Source organism: Massilia sp. METH4, from assembly GCF_037094685.1.
Classification (GTDB): domain Bacteria; phylum Pseudomonadota; class Gammaproteobacteria; order Burkholderiales; family Burkholderiaceae_D; genus Rugamonas.
On record NZ_CP146614.1, the window covers coordinates 3746747 to 3766714 of the forward strand.

22 protein-coding genes and 1 pseudogene are annotated in these 19968 nt (G+C 63.8%); 9 read left to right on the forward strand and 14 right to left on the reverse strand.

What is annotated here, in order from left to right; all coding sequences use genetic code 11:
• Positions 1 to 68 precede the first annotated feature (68 nt).
• Entirely contained in the window at positions 69 to 983 is a 915-nt protein-coding gene (locus V6Z91_RS16420) for a PEP-CTERM sorting domain-containing protein (RefSeq protein WP_338758694.1), read from the reverse strand.
• Between the two features lie 19 nt (positions 984 to 1002).
• Positions 1003 to 1392 (reverse strand): hypothetical protein, encoded by a 390-nt coding sequence (locus V6Z91_RS16425; protein WP_338758696.1) that lies wholly within the window; start codon positions 1390 to 1392, stop codon positions 1003 to 1005.
• Between the two features lie 175 nt (positions 1393 to 1567).
• Between V6Z91_RS16425 and V6Z91_RS16430 the strand changes: the two genes are divergently transcribed.
• Positions 1568 to 2122, forward strand: coding sequence for a hypothetical protein (locus V6Z91_RS16430; protein WP_338758698.1), 555 nt, complete (start codon positions 1568 to 1570; stop codon positions 2120 to 2122).
• A gap of 37 nt (positions 2123 to 2159) precedes the next feature.
• Here V6Z91_RS16430 and V6Z91_RS16435 read toward each other — a convergent pair whose 3' ends face one another.
• From V6Z91_RS16435 to V6Z91_RS16445, 3 genes are all read right to left on the reverse strand, one after another.
• The gene (locus tag V6Z91_RS16435; protein WP_338758700.1) at positions 2160 to 2354 is read right to left on the reverse strand and encodes a hypothetical protein; all 195 of its coding nucleotides are present in this window, start codon (positions 2352 to 2354) and stop codon (positions 2160 to 2162) included.
• 48 nt (positions 2355 to 2402) lie between these two features.
• A complete protein-coding gene (locus V6Z91_RS16440; RefSeq protein ID WP_338758702.1) occupies positions 2403 to 2945 on the reverse strand; it encodes a PEP-CTERM sorting domain-containing protein in 543 nt (180 codons plus the stop codon).
• 106 nt (positions 2946 to 3051) lie between these two features.
• A complete protein-coding gene (locus V6Z91_RS16445) occupies positions 3052 to 4449 on the reverse strand; it encodes a DUF4010 domain-containing protein (protein ID WP_338758703.1) in 1398 nt (465 codons plus the stop codon).
• 117 nt (positions 4450 to 4566) lie between these two features.
• Between V6Z91_RS16445 and V6Z91_RS16450 the strand changes: the two genes are divergently transcribed.
• Positions 4567 to 5166 carry a hypothetical protein gene (locus V6Z91_RS16450; protein ID WP_338758705.1) on the forward strand — a complete coding sequence of 200 codons (600 nt, stop codon included), beginning with the start codon at positions 4567 to 4569 and terminating at the stop codon, positions 5164 to 5166.
• A gap of 226 nt (positions 5167 to 5392) precedes the next feature.
• Positions 5393 to 6049, forward strand: coding sequence for a hypothetical protein (locus tag V6Z91_RS16455; protein WP_338758707.1), 657 nt, complete (start codon positions 5393 to 5395; stop codon positions 6047 to 6049).
• Positions 6050 to 6410: 361 nt separating this feature from the next.
• On the opposite strand, the gene V6Z91_RS16460 is transcribed toward V6Z91_RS16455, so the two are convergent.
• Positions 6411 to 6662 carry a hypothetical protein gene (locus V6Z91_RS16460; RefSeq protein WP_338758709.1) on the reverse strand — a complete coding sequence of 84 codons (252 nt, stop codon included), beginning with the start codon at positions 6660 to 6662 and terminating at the stop codon, positions 6411 to 6413.
• Between the two features lie 173 nt (positions 6663 to 6835).
• Here V6Z91_RS16460 and V6Z91_RS16465 point away from each other — a divergent pair, with 173 nt between their 5' ends.
• From V6Z91_RS16465 to V6Z91_RS16480, 4 genes and pseudogenes are all read left to right on the forward strand, one after another.
• The gene (locus V6Z91_RS16465) at positions 6836 to 7552 is read left to right on the forward strand and encodes a phosphatase PAP2 family protein (RefSeq protein WP_338758711.1); all 717 of its coding nucleotides are present in this window, start codon (positions 6836 to 6838) and stop codon (positions 7550 to 7552) included.
• A complete protein-coding gene (locus V6Z91_RS16470) occupies positions 7552 to 8439 on the forward strand; it encodes a diacylglycerol kinase family protein (RefSeq protein WP_338758713.1) in 888 nt (295 codons plus the stop codon). The genes V6Z91_RS16465 and V6Z91_RS16470 overlap by 1 nt, the downstream gene beginning before the upstream one ends.
• A gap of 13 nt (positions 8440 to 8452) precedes the next feature.
• On the forward strand, positions 8453 to 9331 hold the full coding sequence (locus tag V6Z91_RS16475; RefSeq protein ID WP_338758714.1) for a metallophosphoesterase: 879 nt from the start codon (positions 8453 to 8455) through the stop codon (positions 9329 to 9331).
• A 239-nt stretch (positions 9332 to 9570) separates the two neighbouring features.
• A pseudogene (locus V6Z91_RS16480) lies at positions 9571 to 10727 on the forward strand (IS4 family transposase).
• A 175-nt stretch (positions 10728 to 10902) separates the two neighbouring features.
• Here V6Z91_RS16480 and cls read toward each other — a convergent pair.
• Both cls and V6Z91_RS16490 read right to left on the reverse strand, forming a co-directional pair.
• Positions 10903 to 12291, reverse strand: coding sequence for a cardiolipin synthase (cls, locus tag V6Z91_RS16485; protein ID WP_338758716.1), 1389 nt, complete (start codon positions 12289 to 12291; stop codon positions 10903 to 10905).
• Positions 12288 to 14324, reverse strand: coding sequence for a site-specific recombinase (locus tag V6Z91_RS16490; RefSeq protein WP_338758718.1), 2037 nt, complete (start codon positions 14322 to 14324; stop codon positions 12288 to 12290). Before V6Z91_RS16490 ends, cls begins: the two co-directional genes overlap by 4 nt.
• A gap of 322 nt (positions 14325 to 14646) precedes the next feature.
• On the opposite strand from V6Z91_RS16490, the gene V6Z91_RS16495 reads away from it, so the two are divergent.
• Positions 14647 to 15729: a porin gene (locus V6Z91_RS16495; RefSeq protein WP_338758720.1), complete on the forward strand. Its 1083-nt coding sequence runs from the start codon at positions 14647 to 14649 to the stop codon at positions 15727 to 15729.
• Positions 15730 to 15992: 263 nt separating this feature from the next.
• Here V6Z91_RS16495 and V6Z91_RS16500 read toward each other — a convergent pair whose 3' ends face one another.
• The 5 genes from V6Z91_RS16500 to V6Z91_RS16520 form a co-directional block, all read right to left on the reverse strand.
• Positions 15993 to 16535, reverse strand: a complete 543-nt coding sequence (locus V6Z91_RS16500; protein ID WP_338758721.1) for a DUF3617 domain-containing protein — start codon at positions 16533 to 16535, stop codon at positions 15993 to 15995.
• A 15-nt stretch (positions 16536 to 16550) separates the two neighbouring features.
• On the reverse strand, positions 16551 to 17216 hold the full coding sequence (locus V6Z91_RS16505) for an OmpA family protein (protein ID WP_338771887.1): 666 nt from the start codon (positions 17214 to 17216) through the stop codon (positions 16551 to 16553).
• A gap of 130 nt (positions 17217 to 17346) precedes the next feature.
• Entirely contained in the window at positions 17347 to 17493 is a 147-nt protein-coding gene (locus tag V6Z91_RS16510; RefSeq protein WP_121670992.1) for a lmo0937 family membrane protein, read from the reverse strand.
• A 114-nt stretch (positions 17494 to 17607) separates the two neighbouring features.
• Positions 17608 to 17808: a hypothetical protein gene (locus V6Z91_RS16515; protein ID WP_338758727.1), complete on the reverse strand. Its 201-nt coding sequence runs from the start codon at positions 17806 to 17808 to the stop codon at positions 17608 to 17610.
• Positions 17809 to 17989: 181 nt separating this feature from the next.
• Entirely contained in the window at positions 17990 to 18772 is a 783-nt protein-coding gene (locus tag V6Z91_RS16520; RefSeq protein ID WP_338758729.1) for a glycine zipper 2TM domain-containing protein, read from the reverse strand.
• A 150-nt stretch (positions 18773 to 18922) separates the two neighbouring features.
• Between V6Z91_RS16520 and V6Z91_RS16525 the strand changes: the two genes are divergently transcribed.
• On the forward strand, positions 18923 to 19669 hold the full coding sequence (locus V6Z91_RS16525) for a Crp/Fnr family transcriptional regulator (RefSeq protein WP_338758731.1): 747 nt from the start codon (positions 18923 to 18925) through the stop codon (positions 19667 to 19669).
• A gap of 67 nt (positions 19670 to 19736) precedes the next feature.
• Here the strand turns inward: V6Z91_RS16525 and V6Z91_RS16530 are convergent, their stop codons facing one another.
• Complete coding sequence (locus V6Z91_RS16530) at positions 19737 to 19961, reverse strand: glycine zipper 2TM domain-containing protein (protein WP_338771889.1); 225 nt, start codon at positions 19959 to 19961, stop codon at positions 19737 to 19739.
• Positions 19962 to 19968: the final 7 nt, after the last annotated feature.

Consider the following 19968-nt stretch of genomic DNA (forward strand, 5'->3'; position numbering starts at 1 on the left):
GGGGCGCGCCAGGAGCCGGTCATCGGCGCCATGCGGCATTCCCCGGCGATTGACTCAAGAAGTGGCGTTCATGCTTGCCCACCGCGGCGCATGAGCTGCCTGCGCGCGCCCACGAGTGCCAGGCCAACTCCGAGCATGAGGTAGTTGCTTGGCTCCGGTACCGGGAGCGCTTCGGTATAAACCGTCAGCTGCGGGTTCCACAAGTCGATCTGGCCGCGGCCGTAGACCTTGTCCGCGCCTTCCGGGTCGATGGGCGTGAAGTACGTCCCGAAGCCCCACGCGGTGAGGTCCACCGTCATGCTCACCGCCACGTCGGTGCCGGCGCCAGGCACCGCCAGCGCAACGTCGATCGCTTCCGCGGTGAGGTAGTCCTGCCGATAGAGCAGCTGGGGTTGCGCCGAGTCGACCGTGAACCAGACCCACACCCGATTCCCAGCATCGCCGTACCGCACGTTGGTGGCGCCCGCAGGGGGCTGTCCCGCCTGAAACGATCCGGTGACCGATGCGGAAAAGCCCAGGCCGGTGATCCGGTAGCCATCCGCTGCCGTGATATTGAAATCGCCTCCGAAACTTACAGTTTGCCCCGAGCTGCCTCCTGCCACCACGTGCGTCCTTTCGCCAGGCGGATGCAATGACAGCACAGTCTTGCTTGCGTCGGTCGAGATGACACTCGGCGGCTCGATCGCATCGTGGGCGAAATCAAGGGTAAAGGTCGGTACCACGACATCGGGTGCGGCCGAGGCGAGTGACGACGCCGACAAAATGAGGGCGGCGGCAACTGCGCGAGGTAAAGGGAGTCGCATGTTCTTTTTTTCTCCAGGGGTGGGGTCGTCAGGCGCTGCAGGAATGGCGAAGCAGCGCGCCGGCGGAATCGCCAGCCATGCAAATATTAGCATTTTTGCAAGCGCGGTAAAGCCCCGCAGCGCCCGCGCTTCCAAACCGGACCGTCCTTCGAGAAAAAACAGGGCAGGTCTTGTATTCATCGCCCCGGTGCGTCATGCGTCAGCGCAATTCGCCGCCGGCCCCCGCGCAGTTGAACGCCTTGCTGTCGTCCAGTTTGACGGCAGTGCCGGTCCCGACCGGCCGGGCCCACGCCCACGCACCGATCTTCTGCCCCGTGTTCAGGTTGACGATGGCATCCGCGCCGATGGCCCGGGCGTCCGCGGCCATCAGCGGCAGCAGTTCGTTGACGCTGCCGTAAGTCTGCTTCGCGCTGTCGATATTGCCGACGACCTTGTGCTTCACACCGGCCGGCAGGGACGAGCGCAGCATGCACACCTGGCCGGTATGCGCGGAGAGTTTCACGGCTTGTGGATCGGCGAGCTTGACGGTCGAGCGCGCCGCGCACGCGGAGAGGGTGGCACAGACGGCCAACAGGATGAACGTTCGCATATCTCTTCCTTGTAGGTTGGGAAGGCGAGATTATGCGGACCGTCGGGACGGAGAACTGTATCGGATTGTCGTGCTTTTGTTGCACATTCATGCGCGACGTGAGCGCGCGCCCGCCCAGGCTGCGCGACTTGGGCAGCGTTATAATAACGACAATACAATACCGATTTGACTGCTCATGCTCTGCTTCTTGCGTCCCCTTACCGCGATCGCCGCCGCCATCCTGCTGTGCGGCACAGCAACCGCTGCCGGACTATCCACCCAGGAACTGGTCGGCGAATACAACCTGACCACTTCCACCACCGTCCCGGCCGGCAATTGGGGCTACACGAAAGGGCGCGTCTCGGTCCGCCAACTCGATGACCGGCACATCCTCATCCTGCTGGCCTGCGAGTGGAAGCGCGAACCCAAGGCAGTATGTGGCAACCATTTCTTCGCGCAGCAGCGTGAGGATGGCGTGTACCTGCAAGACATGAATACCGACTTCATGCGCATCTATTTCGATCCAGCCGGGCGCAGTCTGACGATCATTTCACGGGGCGCGGATGCAAGGGAAAGCGTGCGCCGCGATGTCTTCGCTCCCACCGAGGCGCCGCTCGAAGATCGTGCCCTGGTGCGCCGCATGAAGCGCGAGCAGGGCAGCGCGGAGCACAAGGAAAGCACGCGCGTCTTCGGTCATTACAGCAAGCGCGCGTACCAGAACAACCGCATCGAATTCCAGCGAAATCCGTGATGGATGTGAGTGCACAATAGTTGTCGCATCGGACGAGCTATTTCCCAGGCTTGTCCGCCGCCCGCCGCTGCCCCGGCTCATCGAGCACGCGGCGGATCACCTTTTTCGGCACGCCATCGCGCGCCATCACCAGCGCGGCCTGGTAGCGGCTGATGTTCGGCATCAGTTCAACGGTGGCGTCCACGGCCTCGGCCACGGGAGCGTTCGGTTCGGTTCGACGTTCGGTCTGCATGAATGATCTCCGGCCACCGGCTCGCCCGGAACCGGTGGCCTCGCATGTTCAATCCCGCTTTCTCCTGGACCGCACGGCCAGCACCGTCAGTGGAACACCGGCCAGCAGTAGTGCCCATGTCGAAGGTTCGGGTGCCGGGGAAATGGTCAGTCTGGTTTGATCGGTCCAGCGGTATTCCCATTCCCTGATGTGATTGGGAGTGTACTCATAGCGGTATTCGCGATCGCCGGTAGTGAAGTAATGGCCGCCGCCGACCAGGCCCTCGGGGTCGGTGCTGCTGATGCCGGCCGTGAAGTAAAGCGCGCCGTCGCTGTAGGTGAATCCATCCATCCCGCATTTGTAATAGGGATTGCCCAGGTTCCGGCAGTCGACGAAGTCGAAATTGTTCAGCATGAACGAGCTGATCTCGTCGAGGACGAGGGTGCCGTCGCCATTGCTGTCGTGTCCCACGAAGCTGCCGGTCAATTCGCGGTCGGGCAGGAAAGTCTCGTTTACCGAGTCGTAGAATCCCCGGTACTGAAAGTGCCACGTCTCGGCATGGGCGGGGATGGCGGACGCCGCAACGGCGGCGAAAAGAAGCGGTCTCAGCATGTGCTCTCCGGGATCTGGTTGCTGCTACTTGCGTTGGAAGATTTACTTTGCCACACGGCAGCGGCGCAAGAAAGGCGAAATGTTTAAACAATTGTTACATCGCGGGTTATCGGTGCACGAGCTTGCCTGAAATGTCGTCTGGTGACGACGGCGCGGGGTGCAACGCGGCCAGTGCCGGCATGTGGTCGGTCACGAAACGGGCCAGCGGTTCGCCCAGCAGCAGGCCTGCCAGACCAACCGCCGCGATCACGCCCATGGCCACGGCGATCGACAGCACGAAGCGCCGGTTCGGCACTCGCAGCACGAATGGCAGGTTGATAGCCACGCTGGCCAGCGAAGCCAGGATCGCGCCGGTGGCGGCGGCATCCAGCGCCAGCTTGCCCTCGGCGGCGAGGCTGGCGGCTGCGGCGACGGCGCTCGCGCTCGATACGGCACCGCCAATGACACTTATGACATAGAAACCCACGTTGCCGAAGTACTGTTGCGTCAGCACGCCCACGATGTGCAGCAGCAGGAAGATCAGGCCGTACTTCAGTGCGCTCCACAGCGAGAACGGCAGCACGATCTGGTTGTCCTCGGCATCCGGCATGGCCTGCGGGGGCGGCTCGGCGGGGTGGCGCCGCACGAACACGAAAAAGGCGGTGGCCGCCAGCATGCCGCCGAATGCGCCGATGCCGGCCACTGCCACGGCCGGCGCCAGCAGCGCGAGGATCACGGCATTGCGCAGCACCATCGCCACGGTGGCGAGCAGGATGCCCCGATACGCCGCGGCCGCCACGGCGCCCACCGCACTGACGCTGACGCGCGAAGCCAGCTCGTTGACCGTCACGCTGCTGTTCACGAGGCCGCCCAGGAAGCCGGCGATCGTGACCCCGCGCGCGCCGAACGCTTTCCACAATACATAGTTGACGAAGCCGATGCCGGCGATCAGGATCACTGTCGCCCAGGCGGCGCGCGGCTGGATCAGCCCCATCGGTCCGATACTCCCGGTGGGCAGGGCGGGGTAGATCACGATGGCCAGGATCGCGAGCAGCAGCGCCGAGCGCAGTTCGCGCTCGGTCAGGCCGATCGAAAAGCCTTGCAGGATATCCTTCCATGCCAGCAGCGCGGTGGAGGAAACGATGATCGCGGCCGGCGTCAGCGTATGGCCCTTGCCGCACATGACGCCCGCGATGCAGGTGACGAGCATGGCCGCGGAGGTCGTGAGCTCGGTGCCTTCGTGCGTGCGCATGTCCTGCAGGTTCAGGAAAATCGTCAGCAGCCCTGTGAGGCATAGCGCGAGATAGGCATACATGTCGCCGAGCGAAGCGCCGACCGCCCCCAGCATGGCGATGAAACCGAAGGTGCGCAGGCCCGCCTCCTTCTTGCGCCGTTCACGCTCCAGGCCGATCAGCAGGCCGAGCGCCAGCGCCAGCGCGAAGCGGGTCAGCATCTCGAGATAGGGCCAGTCCGTCACGGGGGACATCACCGCTGGCGCGGCCGACAGCGCGGGTATCAAGCTCATGAGCCCGACTGTAGCGCCGATCAGTCCGCACTGCCCACACGTTTTGAGCCGCGGCAACGCTGTGCGGCGAAAAAATTCGTTGGGCTAAGATGGATATTCAGATAACAAGGAGGCATCATGCAGAACGACGACAAGCAACGACTCGGCCAGCCGCCGATCCACACGCACCTGCCCGATACCGTGCCGCCCGAGGATGTGAAGAAAATCGTGGGCGAGCCGGTGCCGCATGGGGCGGACTACAACTCGCCGCCGCCGGAAGGGGCCGGCAAATCGATGGGCAGCGGGCTCGACGATTCGGTGGGCGGTCCCACGATGGGGTCCGACCCGGCGCCGCGAGGTGCCGCCGCCACGTCGCGCGACCAGGACAGCCGCGCCGTGGACCAGCACATGGGCCAGCGGGGCAACTTGCAGCAGGGTGAGGGCGGCAATGCCCAGTCTGCCAGCCAGTCGGGCGGGCAGGCGCAGCCAGGCGGCAGCGAGTCCGGCGGGCAGGGCAACATGCAGCGCGACAGCGGTTCGCGTTCCGAGGGCCTGCTGCCCGCGGATGGCGGCGCCGACGGGCGCTACGAGGTCGCGGAGGAAGTCAGCCTCGACCAGCAGTCCGACCAGGCCCGGCGCGTGGGCAGCATGGAGGAAGCAGCCAAGGGCCCGCACGGCGATCAGCTGGCGGACGCAGTGGCGCGCAGCCTGGGCAAGGATGGCAATAAACCGTCGTGACGGCGGTACTGGCCGGCGCACGCCGGCCAGGTGCGCCTCGTACATCGACTGCGCAAGGCGCCGACAGTTTCATGACGCTTGCTTCGTGCAAGAACAAACGCGCACAGTTTTCTGGGTCACTTTTAAGATGCGTCAAATCTCCTGCTGAGCATTCTCCTGCCTGCTCTGCCTATACTGCGGAGTATTGCGCAACGCACACCGCGTTGCCGTTTGCAGGGAGAACTTCATGCGCCAGGATCCGCTTCTAGCCAGCATCGGTGGCATGCTGCGCCGCTTCAAGCGTGCCGAGGCATGGCTCCGCAAGGCGGGCTTGCCCACGTTCCTGGCCCGTGTGCCGCTGTGGCTGCTGTGCCTCCAATACTGCATGATGATGCGCGGGAAAACCGCGCGCATCACGCGCATCGCCGAACGTATTGCGCACTGGCTCGACACCATCACGGAACTCTCCCAGCATGAGAAGGCGCGGCTGGAGCTGCTCGACATGGACAGCGGCATGCGCAACGACATCGAATCGACCAAGCGCACACTGCTTCAGTTGCGCGAACTGTGCACGGATGTGGGCGGCATGTTCAGCAGCATCGGTTTCAGTTCCACGTTCCTGGATAACACGCAGGAAACGTTTCTGGTCGTCGTGGACGATGCGTGTGTCACCGCCACCACGTTGCAGCGCGCGCTGGAAATGCACGACACACGGGCGCTGGCGCTGCTGCGCGAATTGCACGAAGCCGAGCGGGCAAGTCGAACGGACGATGCCGTGATCGTGAGCGACGAGGCGGGGCGCGGCATTGCCGTGGCTGGGGAGGCCGATGCGTTCCCGGAAGCGGCTGGCTTTCGCAAGCTTGAAAAGGTAGCGGGTGCCGGTGTCGCGGCGGTCAAGGCCTGATGGCGGCTTGATTGCGACGCGTAGGCACCGATGCTTCCACGCCACGGGCCTTGTTATCTGGGCCCTGACCTGACGCCCTGACACCTCAAGCGTTGACCTCAAGCTTGAGACCAGCATCGCTTTGGCCCCGGTGTCCCCCGGAGCACCCGCAAGCTGGCAAGTGCATCAGCCTTCCTAACCTTACAGCACGGGTTCACGTTCGGACGTGACCACCGGCACGCCTGCCAGTTGCGCTCGCGGCGCTGCATCGCAACGGGTGAAGAGGGTGCCGTCGCAATGCACCGCAGCTGCGCAGGTCACGTCCGCCGTGACCGGTTGTTGCCACACAGTCGTGACCACTGTGCGACACTGCACAGATGGATTACTGTGCTTTGGACAAGATCAACAGCCAGCGGCCGAACAGCAGGATCTCGATATGGCCGGGCTGCACGCCCGTATCGCATTCGATGATCGGGTTGACCGGGTAAAAGCGCTTGCGGAAGTCGCGGCAAACCAGCATTTCACGTCTGCCGAACCGCACCAGGAAAGACGATGGTGCGTACTCGAGACCGAAGCGCGAGTCGAAGCGCGAAGGGAGGCGGCGAGGGTCGTAGTCGCTGTTGACGGTTGCCATGACAATTCCTTATAAAAAAAGGATTGGATAATCAATGAGTGTTCGCGGTATCCAACCAGGCGTTGACTAAGTACTGCCTACTGGATAGAAGCTTACCATAACTACTGTACAAAAACACAGGGCTGTATGAAAAAACAGGTTTTTTCGTTAACCGTTGCAAAAGTGCGAAACCCATGAACAGGCTGGCGCAATCGAGATTACTGCGCTTCATCGAGGCGCGTCTTACCCCGGGCAGCGAGTTCGGCCTGCACCTGACGGCAGGGCTGGCGCTCATGGTGGCCGGCGTGTCGATGTTCCGTGAGATCGCGGACGCGGTAGGGGAGCAGGACGATATCGCCCGCTTCGACGTCCACATCGCGCAATGGTTCAACACCCATGCGTTCGAACCCCTCACGACGATCATGCTGGCCATCACGCATACTCATGGCATCGTCGGCATGTCGATTGCTTCCACACTGCTGGCCCTGTGGTTCTGGCACAAGAAAGCACCCTATTGGCTGCTGTCAGTGCTGATCGTGGCGCCCGGCGGCATGCTGATCAATGTGCTGCTGAAGAATGTGTATGCGCGGCCCAGGCCGATGTTCGAGGAACCACTGCTCACGCTTGCCACCTACAGCTTCCCCAGCGGCCACACGGCCGCCTCCACGCTGTTCTATGGCCTCATCGCAAGCTATGTGTTCACCACCTCCCCGTACTGGAAGCGCCGCCTGAGCGTGGCGGCCTTCGCCATCGCGATGGTGCTGCTGGTGGCGTTCAGCCGCGTCTACCTGGGCGCGCACTATGTATCCGATGTGCTGGGGGCCATGACTTACAGCGCCGGCTGGCTGGCCATTTGCATTGCCGCCGTGTCCACGCTGAGGCGCCGGCGCGCCGCCCGCCGCGACCAGTGATGGCGCAGGTCGCGGTGATCGTCAACGCGACGGCGGGGCAGGGATACCGCGGCGACTGGGCGCGGGCGCTGCGCGAGAAGTTCGCGTCGGTCGACCTTGATGCGGACGTGACGCTGGCCGGCAGCGGTGCCGAACTGACCGGCGTGGCGCGCGAAGCCATCGAGGATGGCATCGAGACCGTGGTGGCCGGCGGTGGCGACGGCACGATGAATGCCGTGGCGTCGGCGCTGGTTGGCACGCGGGCCAGGATGGGTGTCCTGCCGCTGGGCACGCTGAATCATTTCGCCAAGGACTTGAACATTCCGCTGGCGCTGGACGATGCCATCACCACGATCGCGCATGGCCGCGACAAGGCCGTCGACGTCGGCGAGGTCAATGGGCGCATCTTCCTGAACAACTCGAGCCTGGGACTGTATCCGGACATCGTGCGCGACCGCATCAATCAGCAGCGCCGGCTCGGGCGCGGCAAGTGGCTGGCGTTCTGCTGGGCCAGCCTGTCGGCGCTGCGGCGTTACCCATTCCTCAGCCTGCGGCTGAACGTGCACGGCAGCGAGCATGCGCGGCGCACCCCTTTCGTCTTCATCGGCAATAATGCGTACACGATGAAGGGACTGAACATCGGTGAGCGCACGCGTCTCGACTGTGGGCAGCTGAGCCTGTACGTGGCGCAGCGCCCCACGCGATTCGGCCTCGTGCGGCTGGCGGGGCACGCGTTGCTGGGCCGGCTGCACGAGGCGCGCGATTTCGACGCGGTGATGGCCGAGGACTTGACGATACATACCCGGCGCAAGCTGGTGCGCGTCGCCACCGATGGCGAAGTGTCGCTGATGGCGCCGCCGCTCAACTACCGTTCGCGCCCCGGCGCGCTGACGGTCATCGTACCTTAGGATAGGAGAAGGCATGCGAACCCTCGTGCACCTGTCGGACATCCATTTCGGCCGCGTCGACGAACAGCTGCTTGCGCCGCTGCGCAGCACGATCGAAGCGGTGCAGCCGCACGTCGTGGTCGTCTCGGGCGACCTCACGCAGCGCGCCCGCAGCGAGCAGTTCAAGGCGGCGCGGGCCTGGCTCGATACCTTGCCGGGGCCGCAGATCGTGGTGCCCGGCAACCATGACATCCCGCTCTACAACGTGGCGGCCCGCTTCCTCTCGCCGCTGACGAAGTACCGCAAATACATCACGGAAAACCTGGCGCCCGAATACGTGGACGACGAGATCGCCGTCATGGGCTTGAACACCGCCCGCTCGCTGACGATCAAGGATGGCCGTGTCAACCGCGAACAGGTGCAGCGGCTGCAGGATCGCATGGCGAAGGTGGACGCGACCCTCACGCGCATCGTCGTCACGCACCATCCCTTCGACCTGCCGGAAGCCTTCAACGAAGACGACCTGGTCGATCGCGCGCCGATGGCCATGGAAGCGTTCTCGAAATGCGGCGTCGACCTGCTGCTGGCCGGCCACCTGCATGCCAGCCATTCCGGCAACAGCGCGCGGCGCTACAAGATCGCCGGCTACGCGGCGCTCGTGGTGCAGGCGGGCACGGCCACGTCCACGCGGGGACGCGGCGAAACCAATTCCTTCAATGTGCTGCGCATCGACCGCGAAGAAATCCAGGTGGAGCGTTACAGCTGGCAGGACGAGAAAGGCGCGTTCGAGGTGGCGACAATCGAGGTGTTCCGGCGCGATGGCAACACGTGGCAGCCGCTGGGGACCACGCCGGACATGCCGGAGGCAATTACCAGCGACGAGACGGTGGCGTTGCCGACCGTGAGCGGTTGATGTTGCCACGGTGCCGGACATTTTTTCCGGGCGCTTCATCCGGGAGAAGTGTGCGACACCGGTTTTTTGTGGGATGCATCAACTGAAAACCGGTGTACGACCACTAGTGTCCCAACGTTGCTTCGGATGGACGTTGTAACTGGTTGATTCGAGACGAGATTTCGGCGTTTTCATCTGGTCTCGATTTCAATTCTTTGGCGCACACTGGAGCCTTTTGCGGACGACCGCGAAAGGCTCCCATGAACCAGGGCAAACTCGTGTTCGCGCAGGTCATGATGCACCTGCCGCTAACTACGTTCAGGCGGTGTGTCGCCGCTTATAGCGGCGACCATAAGGTCAAAGATTTCACATGCTTGGATCAGTTCTTCGCGATGGCTTTCGCGCAGCTCACCTATCGTGAGTCGCTTCGCGACATCGAGCTCAATCTGAGAGCACAGGCCTCGCGGCTTTACCACATGGGCTTTCGCTGTTCGACGATTTCCCGCAATACCTTGGCGAACGCAAATGCCACGCGCCCTTGGCAGATCTACGCCGATCTCGCGCAGCATCTCATTGGAATTGCCAGGCCTCTGTATGCGAGCGATCCGTTCGGAGTAGACCTCGACGCAACCGTGTACGCCTTCGATTCCACCACGATCGATCTATGCCTGTCGGTCTACCCTTGGGCGCCGTTCAAATCGACCAAGGCGGCGTCAAACTTCATACACTGCTTGATCTACGGGGCTCTATTCCAAGCTTCGTTCATATCTCGGACGGCAAAATGAGCGATGTGCGAGGCTTCGACAACCTCGCAATCGAGCCCGGTGCCTACTACTTGCTCGATCGCGGATACCTCGACTTCGGACGCCTCTACAAGCTCCATTTGATGAACGCGTTCTTCATTTCGCGAACAAGGAGCAACACCCAGCTCAGACGTCGGTACTCAAATCCTGTGGATCGTTCGGGCACGAATGTTCAGTGCGATCAGACGGTTGTGCTGGCGATTCCCGTCACCAGATTGCGCTACCCCGCGCCATTGCGGCGTGTAGTCGTGAAGGACGAAACAGGCAAGCGCGTTACCTTCTTGACGAACAATTTCGCACTGAAACCGGAGATGATTGCAGCGCTTTACAAACAACGCTGGCAGGTCGAGCTCTTCTTCAAATGGATCAAGCAGCATCTGCGCATCAAGGCCTTCTTCGGTACCAGCGAGAACGCTGTGAAGACCCAGATATGGATCGCCGTCTCGACCTACGTGCTCATCGCCATAGCAAAAAAGCGTCTCCAGCTACCCCATACTCTGTACGAAATTCTACAGATTCTGAGTCTGACAATGTTCGAGACAATCCCGATAAATCAACTACTTAGCCCACCAGGGGATGCGGAAGGTGAGCAAACCCAGCTCACTCTCCTATGAAAAACGTTGGGACACTAGTGGTGTACGACACCATTTCCCAGGCGGTGAAATGGTGTCGTACACCGAGTCACGCGAAGCTTCCAGCGAAAACCGGTGTTCGGTATGCCTCAAGAGAAAACCGGTGTCGGACACCATTTCCCGTGCGGGGAAATGATGTCCGACACCAAGGCACGCGCTACAGCCAATAATCCCACACCTTCGAAGCAAACTCCTTCATCCGGTCCAGCAGCGGCCGGTCGCGCCAGCGCGTAAGCGTGACCTGGTTCGAGTTCTTCACGTCTTCGCGGAAGGCGATCTCCATCTCCTTGCCGAACGCGCCGCCGAGGATGATCACGTTGACCTCGGCGTTGTGCTGGAAGCTGCGGCGGTCGATATTGGCGGAGCCGACAGTGGACCACACGCCGTCGATCACCATCGTCTTGGCGTGCAGCACCGCCAGTTTCAGCTCGTAGATCTGCACGCCCGCTTCCAGCAGCCGGTCGTAGAAGGCGCGGCCGGCATGGAACACCATGCCGCTGTCGGACACGCTGGGCAGCACGATGCGCACGTCCACGCCCCGCTTCGCGGCGCCGATCAACGCCTGCAGCGTCTGCTCGTCCGGCACGAAATAGGCGCAGGTGATGTGGATGGACTTCTTCGCTTCCTGGATCGCCAGCAGCATCGCCTTGTAGATCTCGTAGCGGCCGCCCGGTTCGCTGCCCAGCACGCGCATCAGCTTGTCGCCGGCAATGACCGGGGTGGGGAAGTAATCCGCGTCGCGCAGGTCGTCCGCATCCTGGCCGGTCCAGTGCTGGATGAACAGCCACTGCATCGCCTGCACGGCGGGGCCCTCGATGCGCACGTGGGTGTCGCGCCAGCCCACGTCCTTCTCGCTGCGCGGCCGGCTCTTCGAACGGAACGGCGAGCTCTTCGAGTAGGTATCGCTGATGTTGATGCCGCCCGTGAAACCGATGCGGCCGTCCACGATCAGCATCTTGCGGTGGTCGCGGTTATTCACCTTCCAGCCGTTGCCGCGCACCTTGGCCGGGTTCACCGGGTTGTAGGCGATCATGTGGATGCCGGCCGCGCGCATGCGGTCGAAGAATGACTGCGGCGTCAGCAGGGTGCCCACGCTGTCGTAGATCACGTTGACGGTCACGCCGGCCTTCTGCTTGGCGATCAGCAGGTCGGCGAACCTGTCGCCCATCTCGTCCTGGTCGAAGATATAGGTCTCGAAGTTGATATGGTTCTTCGCGCCCTCGATCGCCTTCATCATCTCGGCCATCGTTTGCGGGCCGTCGAACAGCAACCTGGCCTGGTTGCCGGCGATGAGCGGCACGCCCGTGGCGGCTTCCTCCAGTGCCGCCTGCGCCTTCAGGTCCAGCGTGTTCTTCGCCCAGCGCTTGGAAAGCAGCGCCTTGGCGCGGCTCTCCGGCAGCGTGCCGTTGACCGACTTGACGACCGGTACCGCCGCGGCCGCCTCTTTCGTCTTGTCCGGGTCGACGGCCGGCAGCGACGCGCACGCGGCCAGGCACCATCCGGCAAGGATCACCGCCAGGATACGGCGCGGATTCCAGCGTTTCATTTCACCTCCTTGGACCCCAGGAAAAAGTCCGCCGGCGACTTGCGCAGCCGCTTGCCCAGCGCGCGCAGCAACAGGAAGCCGTGCTCGAATGGGATACGGCGCGCGCGTAGCGCCACCCACAGAGCAAGGCCGAAACTGACCAGCAGGTTGACGGCTCCGATCGCCAGGAATCCCGTTACGGATGTCACGACCAGTTGCCAGCTTACATTGTGGTCCAAAGCGACCACGGCTGTCGCAAAGTTGGCCGACGAGAAAGTTACGTGGCGGATATCGATCGGCAAACCCAACAGCAGGCCAAGGGCGCTGGCCATGCCCAGCATGATGCCGAAGAAGAAGTTGCCCATGATGCTGCCCAGGTTGTGCTCCAGGTAGCGGCCCAGGCGCTCCGTGCGTTCGGTGCCGAGGAGGGTGTTCAGGCCGCGCAACTGGGCGATGCGGCGCCCCCAGCGCGTGTACAGCGCCTGGTTGTCGTAGTAGCCCGAGACCAGGCCGGCCAGGAACAGGCACACGCCGGCGATCGCGGCATAGAACAGCGCCGGCGTATGGATCGGGTCGATGTCGTGCAGCAAGTGCATCGCCTTGCCCTGGCTCACGAGGTGCTCCCCGGTCACCTGCTGCCAGCCCCAGGCGATCAGCCAGGCCGTCGGCAGGGCCGTGGCGATATTGCCCAACACTGCAGTGACCTGGGTGCGGAAGACTTTGTTGATGAGTCCGGCAAGACTGTCGATGTCGATGTGCCGGCCGTCGCGGCTTTGCAGGCTGGCGGCGATGTGCGACGCCGTCATGGCCGGCTGCTTCGTCGCCACCGTGAAGTGCAGCAGGTGGATCAGCACGAAGCCCAGCGAGTAATTCATCGAGAACAGGAAGGCTTCCACCAGCGGCGCCGCGCGCAGCGTGCCCAGCAAAATCTTGAACAGGGCCATGAAGCCCACGATCAGGCCGGCGCCGGCCGCGGACAGGAACATGCCGACCAGTTCGCGCCGGTTCTCGGCGATATAGTGCTCGCCCGTGCGGCTGGCGTTCTCCGTCACATTGCGGGCCAGCAGGTGGATATTGTCGCGGAACAGGTCGCGCACCGTGTACTTGTTGTTGTGCGCCTCGATCAGTTCCAGCGCCAGCGACAGCGTGGCCGCGCGGCGCTGCGCCTGCCGGGTGGCCGGGGCGCGCTGCGGCTGCGTGCCGACAGTGCCGTTGACGAGATTGACCGAGGGCTCGGCGCGTAGCTCGCCGGAGACGTCCACCAGGAACAGCAGCTTGCGCATGCGGTCGATGCTTTGCGTCAGCGTCACCAGCAGGTAGGTCAGCGCGATCGTCGTGCCCTGCACGAGGGCCTTGCGCCGGATGCGCGCCACCACGGTATCGCACTGGTCGAGCATGACCATCAGGTGCCTTGGATCGTCCAGCGGCACCTCCTCGCCGGCCATCATGCGCGCGTAGCCGTCCAGGTAATGCAGCACTTCGCGGTTCTGCACGAGGAACGGCGATTCGAATTCCTCCATCTCGGTGTGGAAGTTGGTCAGCTTCGGTTCCAGGCCGATGGCCGCCACGCGGTAGGACAGGGTGCGAATCGCTTCGAGCATGCCCGGCAGCATCAGGGTGCGGTCGCGGCGTTCGAACAGCGTATCGAACAGGTCCATCCAGTCCATGGCGGGCACGCCGCTGATCCATTGCCAGTCGCTTTGCTTGTAGAACACCTGGTCGAGCAGATCGGCCAGGTACTCGTCGCCCAGCGCCGGCGGCAGGATGCGGTAGGCGATACGCCGCTTGAGCTCGGTGAAGAAGCCGTCGTTCGATAGCACGCCCACCTCGGTGTACAGGCTGGCGTGCCGGCGCGCCTTCAACAGGCGCAGCACATAGGCGCGCAATTGGCGTGCGTGGTCGGGATTGCCGCGCAGCAGTTGGGTCAGGGTGCGCACATTGGCGGCGGCGCGGATCGTGTTGCCGCGGCGGCGCGGGCGCAACTGGTCGACGAGCGCGACCAGCGCGGCCACCCCCGTCGTGTGTTCATCGATGCTGTCGAGGATGGCAAGCATGGGGCACTTCGTAAGGAAAGTGCGCAGTATACCGCTCAGCTGCAAAGCGTCTGTTCGCCAGCGAACTATGCCGTTTCCCCCCCCGGTGCCCACGTTCGTGGCGTGCACGAGTCATTTCCTTATATAAACGTCAGGAGCTCTGCAATTTTCATTTGCAACGGCGCCGATCAGGTATATGGTTTAACCACAAGTCCCAATTTGTGAGCCTCCGCACAGAGAGGCGGCGCGAGCGGGCGTTATGCTTGCGTCAAGCTTTAGGGAAAAGCACGAAAGGTGGCAGGGCCGAGCCGATCGGTTGTAGGACTTGACCTAGAGACGGATCATGAATACCAAGTTGATGGCACTTGCTTGCCTGTTGCCCGTCGCGGCACTGGCACAGGAACCTTCCTCGATACGCGTCTATGGTGTGCTCGACGCCGGCGCCGTATCCGAGCACGATTGCCCGAACGGCGATTGCCCCAGCACGAAGATCTCGCCCGGCGTATCCACCGGCTCCGTGCTCGGCTTCGCTGGCCAGGAGAACCTCGGCGGCGACACCCGCGCCATCTTCACACTGGAGGCGGGCGTGCGCAACGACACGGGCCAGAGCGACCAGGGTGGCCGCCTGTTCGGCAGCCAGGCCTATGTGGGCCTGGCGAACCGCTGGGGCGCGTTGACGGTGGGGCGGCAATACGACGTCGGCTATGAAGCGCTGGCCGAAGTGGCCGACCCATTCCACGGCGGCACGGCCGGCACGGCGACGAACCTGATCGGCAACGGCACGAAGCGCTCGGACAACTCCATCAAATACCGTTCCAACGTGTTCCGCGGCTTTTCCGCCAGCGCGATCTACAGCTTCGGCGAATCGGCATTCTCCACGTCGCGCAACCGCGCCTACGGCGCCATGATCGGCTACCAGGGCGGCCTGTTCACGCTGCGCGCGGCCCACCAGCGCAAGAACAACTTCCTGCAGGCGGCCGGTGCGACCGCGCCAGTCGACCTCTCGGCGCGCAACTCGATCGTCGCGGCGAACATGCACGTCACGAAAGCGGCCACCGTGTACGCGGCCTATGCCGTGAACAAGGGCGTGGGCAGCTCGCCCTGGGACCAGGACAATCCCTACGGAGCGCTGGTGCTTGCCTCGCCCTCCACGCGCAGCAACGATGCGCTGGCCGGCGTGTCGTACTCGTCCGGCCCCGCCACCTTCATGGTGTCGTACATCCGCAAGGACGACCGCACGTTCGCCGACCAGGACGCCAACCAGGTCGCCGTCGGCGTGACGTATGCGATGTCGAAACGCACCGCGTTTTACGCTGCCTACGCCAAGATCAAGGACGAGAACAACGCGGCTTACCGGGTGGGCAACTTCAGCGAGCAGGGGAAGGGGCGCAGCGCGTTCAACCTGGGGTTGCGACACGCGTTCTAGGGTAGGGAGCGGCGGCAGATGCACCGGTGTCCGACACTATTTTTCCGCAGGAAAAATAGTGTCGGACACCGGTTTTCCTTTGAGGGATCGGACGCTTCATGGGAAAACCGGAGGCTTGACAAGGGTTTCGTGGAGCATGCTCCACGCCTGGCAAGCGGTGATGCCATGCATGGCATCACTCCCTCCGTACACTTCCTCCGTACACTTTTTCCGTATGAGGCGCCCGGAAAAAATGTCCGACACCAGTCACGCTGCTGGTGGAGTCAGCGCACCGGCGGCACGCTGCCGCAGTCGGATGAAAGCCACCGCCCCGTGCTCTCGACGGTCATGTTCTGCGTCTGCCCCTGCACGGTGCTGTCCACGTTCATGCGCATCGAGTAACCGCTGTCGCCTTCGAAGATCACCTGGCCGGAGCCGGACGATTGCGGCCGGCTGCATTTGAACGCGACGTTCAGGCCGGCCGGTACCGGTGTCTGCGTGGTGGTGCACTGCCCTGGCTGGCCCGACGGCAGGCGCGGGTTCGCCGCCTGTTCTTTCGTGAGGCAGAAGTTCACCTTCACGCCGCCGCCCTCGGCCAGTTGCATCGTCACCCCATGCCGGGCCAGCATCTGGTCGATGGCCTGGCGCTGCTCCGGCGGCATCGCCGCCATCTCCTGCTGGGCCATGGCCAGCGCCTGCATCGTTTCGGGATTGGCGGCGGCGATCTTGCTGGTCATTTCCCACAGCCCCGGTTTCAGCGCGGCCCCGTGGGCCGCATGTGCGCAAGCCGCCATGAACAGCGCGGCCGGAAGGCGTGACATGTTCATCGCGGCCTCCGCAGGTCAGGAACGCGGTGCCGGCTCGGCCACGTAGATTTCCACGCGGCGGTTGCGGGCGCGACCGGCATTGTCGTCGTTCGACGCGATCGGTTCACGTGCGCCGCGGCCTTCCACCACGATGCGCGTGGGCGACACGCCCTTCGAAGCCAGGTAGTCGCGGGTGTGCGAGGCGCGGTCCACCGACAGCGGCTGGTTGATCGTGTCGGAACCGGTGCTGTCCGTGTGGCCGATGATCGTCACCGTCGTGGCCGGGTTCTCGTTCAGCGTGGTGGCGAAGCGGTCCAGAATCGGGCGGAAATTGTCCTTGATGTCGGCGCGGTTGGTGTCGAACGAGATATCGCTCGGGATTTCCATGCGCAGCCGGTTGTCCGCCGTCTGCGTCACCTGGACGCCGGTGCCGCGCGTGGCCTGTTCCATGGCCTGCTTCTGGCTTTCCATGCGCTTGGACCAGATGTTGCCGACTACGGCGCCGGCCGCCGCGCCCAGCACGGCGCCACCGGCCGTGCGGCCGCTGCCGCCCCCACCGGTCGCTGCGCCGATGATCGCGCCAAGGCCGGCACCCACGCCGGCGCCGGTCGCGGTGCCGCGCTGCGTGGCATCCATATTGGCGCAGCCGGTGGCGCCAAGTGCCATGGCCGCGGCGACGGTCACCGCCACGCCCTTGCGCATCAGTTGGGAGAAGTTCGTGTTCAGGGAAACGTTCATGGTTGTTGTCCTCCTTATTCTTGCATTGTAGTGTGCCGACAAAAAACAAGCGGCGCTGCATTGTAGTGCAGCGCCGCCCCGGTGCCCGTCAACGCTACAGGCCTCGTCCGCTGATCAGGCGCAGCAGGATCATGATGACGGCAACGACCAGCAGGATATGAATGAAGCCGCCGATGGTGTAGGAGGTCACCAGGCCAAGCAGCCAAAGGATGATAAGTACTACGGCAATGGTATAGAGCATGATCGTGTCCTCTCGTCTCGAGTTTATGTATGTCCGGCTCGCGCCGTCATGGATTCCAGTATGCGACCGACCGGCGCGCGCTTCTGTACGGTGACGTACGAAGTTAGCAAATCTTCATTTCCGGCCGGGCAGTGCCATCCAGCCCAGCATCCCCAGCAGCCCCGTGATGCCGAACAGGCCCGCCAGCAGGCCGCCTGTCAACAGCAGCAGTGTCACCTCGGGCGAAGTGCCTTCGGCCGCTTCCAGTTCCATGTACCCCATTCGCGCCAGCAGCAATCCGGCGGCGATCAACCAGCCCCACAGCAGCCTGCTCATATTGTTCTCCTTCGCGCCACGGTGGCGCCGGTGTCATTGTCGGGCTGGCTCAGCGGTGGCACTGTGCGTTGGCAGACAGAGCAAGAAGACAGTGCCAGAAACCGGCGCTGTTCGCGTGCGCGGACAGCGCCAAAAAAAACGCCCCGCGGGAGGGCGGGGCGGATGACGATAAAAATACGGTTCAGCGCGATTGCAGCCGCCCTTCGACGACCTTGACCTGGTCGCCACCGCGCCATACCGGCGAATCGGTATAGAAGGTGCGCATTTCACCGTCGTGCATGCGCACGAGGACTTCGTACTTGCGCTGGCCCTTCAGGTTGCCTTCGACCTGGTTGCCGAGCACGGCACCGCCCACGGCGCCTGCCACGGTGGCGAGGTCGCGGCCGCGGCCGTCGCCGATCTGGCGGCCCAGCAGACCGCCCACCACGGCGCCGCCGGCCGCGCCAACGCCGCTGCCTTCGGCACGTGTCTTCCCTTCCTTGACCGATTCAACGATGCCGCATTCGGCGCAATTGGTCGCGGCCCGCTTGGGTTCAGTCGCCTTGCTGTGCGCCTGCTCGCGTTCGCGCTCGCGCTGCAGCGCCTTGTCGCGCACGGGCGTGGCGACGCGCTCTTCCTTTTCCGGCACCACTGGTGCCGCGACCGTGCCGGAGCCGCCCGCGCTGCCGCCCACGGAGGCGCCGGACGTGGTGACCGCGCCCGTTGGCACGCCGTTGATGGTACCGGCGCCTGCCGCGTACTGGCTCGACTGGGTCGCATTGGTCGGCGGGGCGACGGGCGCCGTCGCCAGTTGCTCTGCGGGCGGCGTCATCAGCTTGCCCGGCCGGCCGGCCTGTTCGGACGACGGCAGCCAGCCCATCAGGGCGGCAATGCCGACGCCGGAAAACAGGATCAGCATCACGGCGGCGACGATGAAGAGGGCAGGCACATTGTGCTTGGTGGGAGGGGTGCTCGGGTGATTCATGGTGACTCCTTTGTTCTGTGTGGGCCTGCTGGCACGATGAAACGATTGTCCTGCCGCACCGGCGGGGGTTCCGTGCGTCACCGTACATACACCCCCGTAACGAATCGTTAACCTCGTTACCAGATGTGCACCTTGCCAACCCAGACCGACATGAACCTGAACTTTGACACCGCGCACAGCGATCCCGCACCGCAGCCAGTGGTACCGAACCGCCTGCTGGCCAGCCTGCCGGAAGAGGACCTCGCGCAGATCGAGGCCCTGTGTGAAACGGTCGAAGCGGAAGTCGGCGAGGTGCTGTACGAACCGGGGCAGGCGATCGCATGGATCTACTTCCCCATCGATGCGCTGGTGTCGCTGCTCGCAGTGGCGGAAGGCCGCATGACGCTCGAAGTCGGATCGGTTGGCCGCGAAGGCATGATCGGCGCCTCCGTCGCGCTGGGGCACCGGCAGGCGCAGGTGCGCGCCGTGGTACAGCGTGCCGGCACCGTGCTGCGCATGGCGGCCGAGGACTTTCGCAGGGAATTCGCCCGCATCGAATCGCTACAGCACCTGCTGCACCGCTATACCGACACGCTGCTGGCGCAGGCGATCCAGATCGCCGTGTGCAGCCGCTTCCACGTGCTGGAGGCCCGCCTCGCACGCTCGCTGCTGATCACGCGCGACCGCCTGCAATCCGAGAAATTCCACCTCACCCACGAGTTCCTCGCGCATGCGCTCGGCGTGCGCCGCGTCGGCGTCACGAAGGCCGCCAGCGCGTTGCAGAACCAGAAGCTCATCACCTACAGCCGCGGCAACATCGAGATCCTCGATTCGTCCGGGCTGGAAGCGGTGTCGTGCGGTTGCTATGAACTGGTGAAGGAGAACGGGACCATCGGCATGGGTACCGTATTCATCTGATGGCGCCGGCGGCAGGACAAAAAAATCGGAGCCGCTGGCTCCGATTTTTTCGTCGCGCCCGATGCGCTCAGCGAGTGGGCTTGCTGACCTGGTTGCCGATCACGCCGCCGACGGCGGCGCCGCCCACGGTGCCCAGCGCGGACCCGCCGGACAGGGCGGAACCGGCCACGGCGCCCACACCCGCGCCGATGGCGGTGTTACGGTCTTGCGCCGACATGTTCGCGCAAGCCGTCAGGCCCATTACCGACGCGACGATGGTGGCGCGCATTGCGATCTGCTTGATGTTCATGATGCTCTCC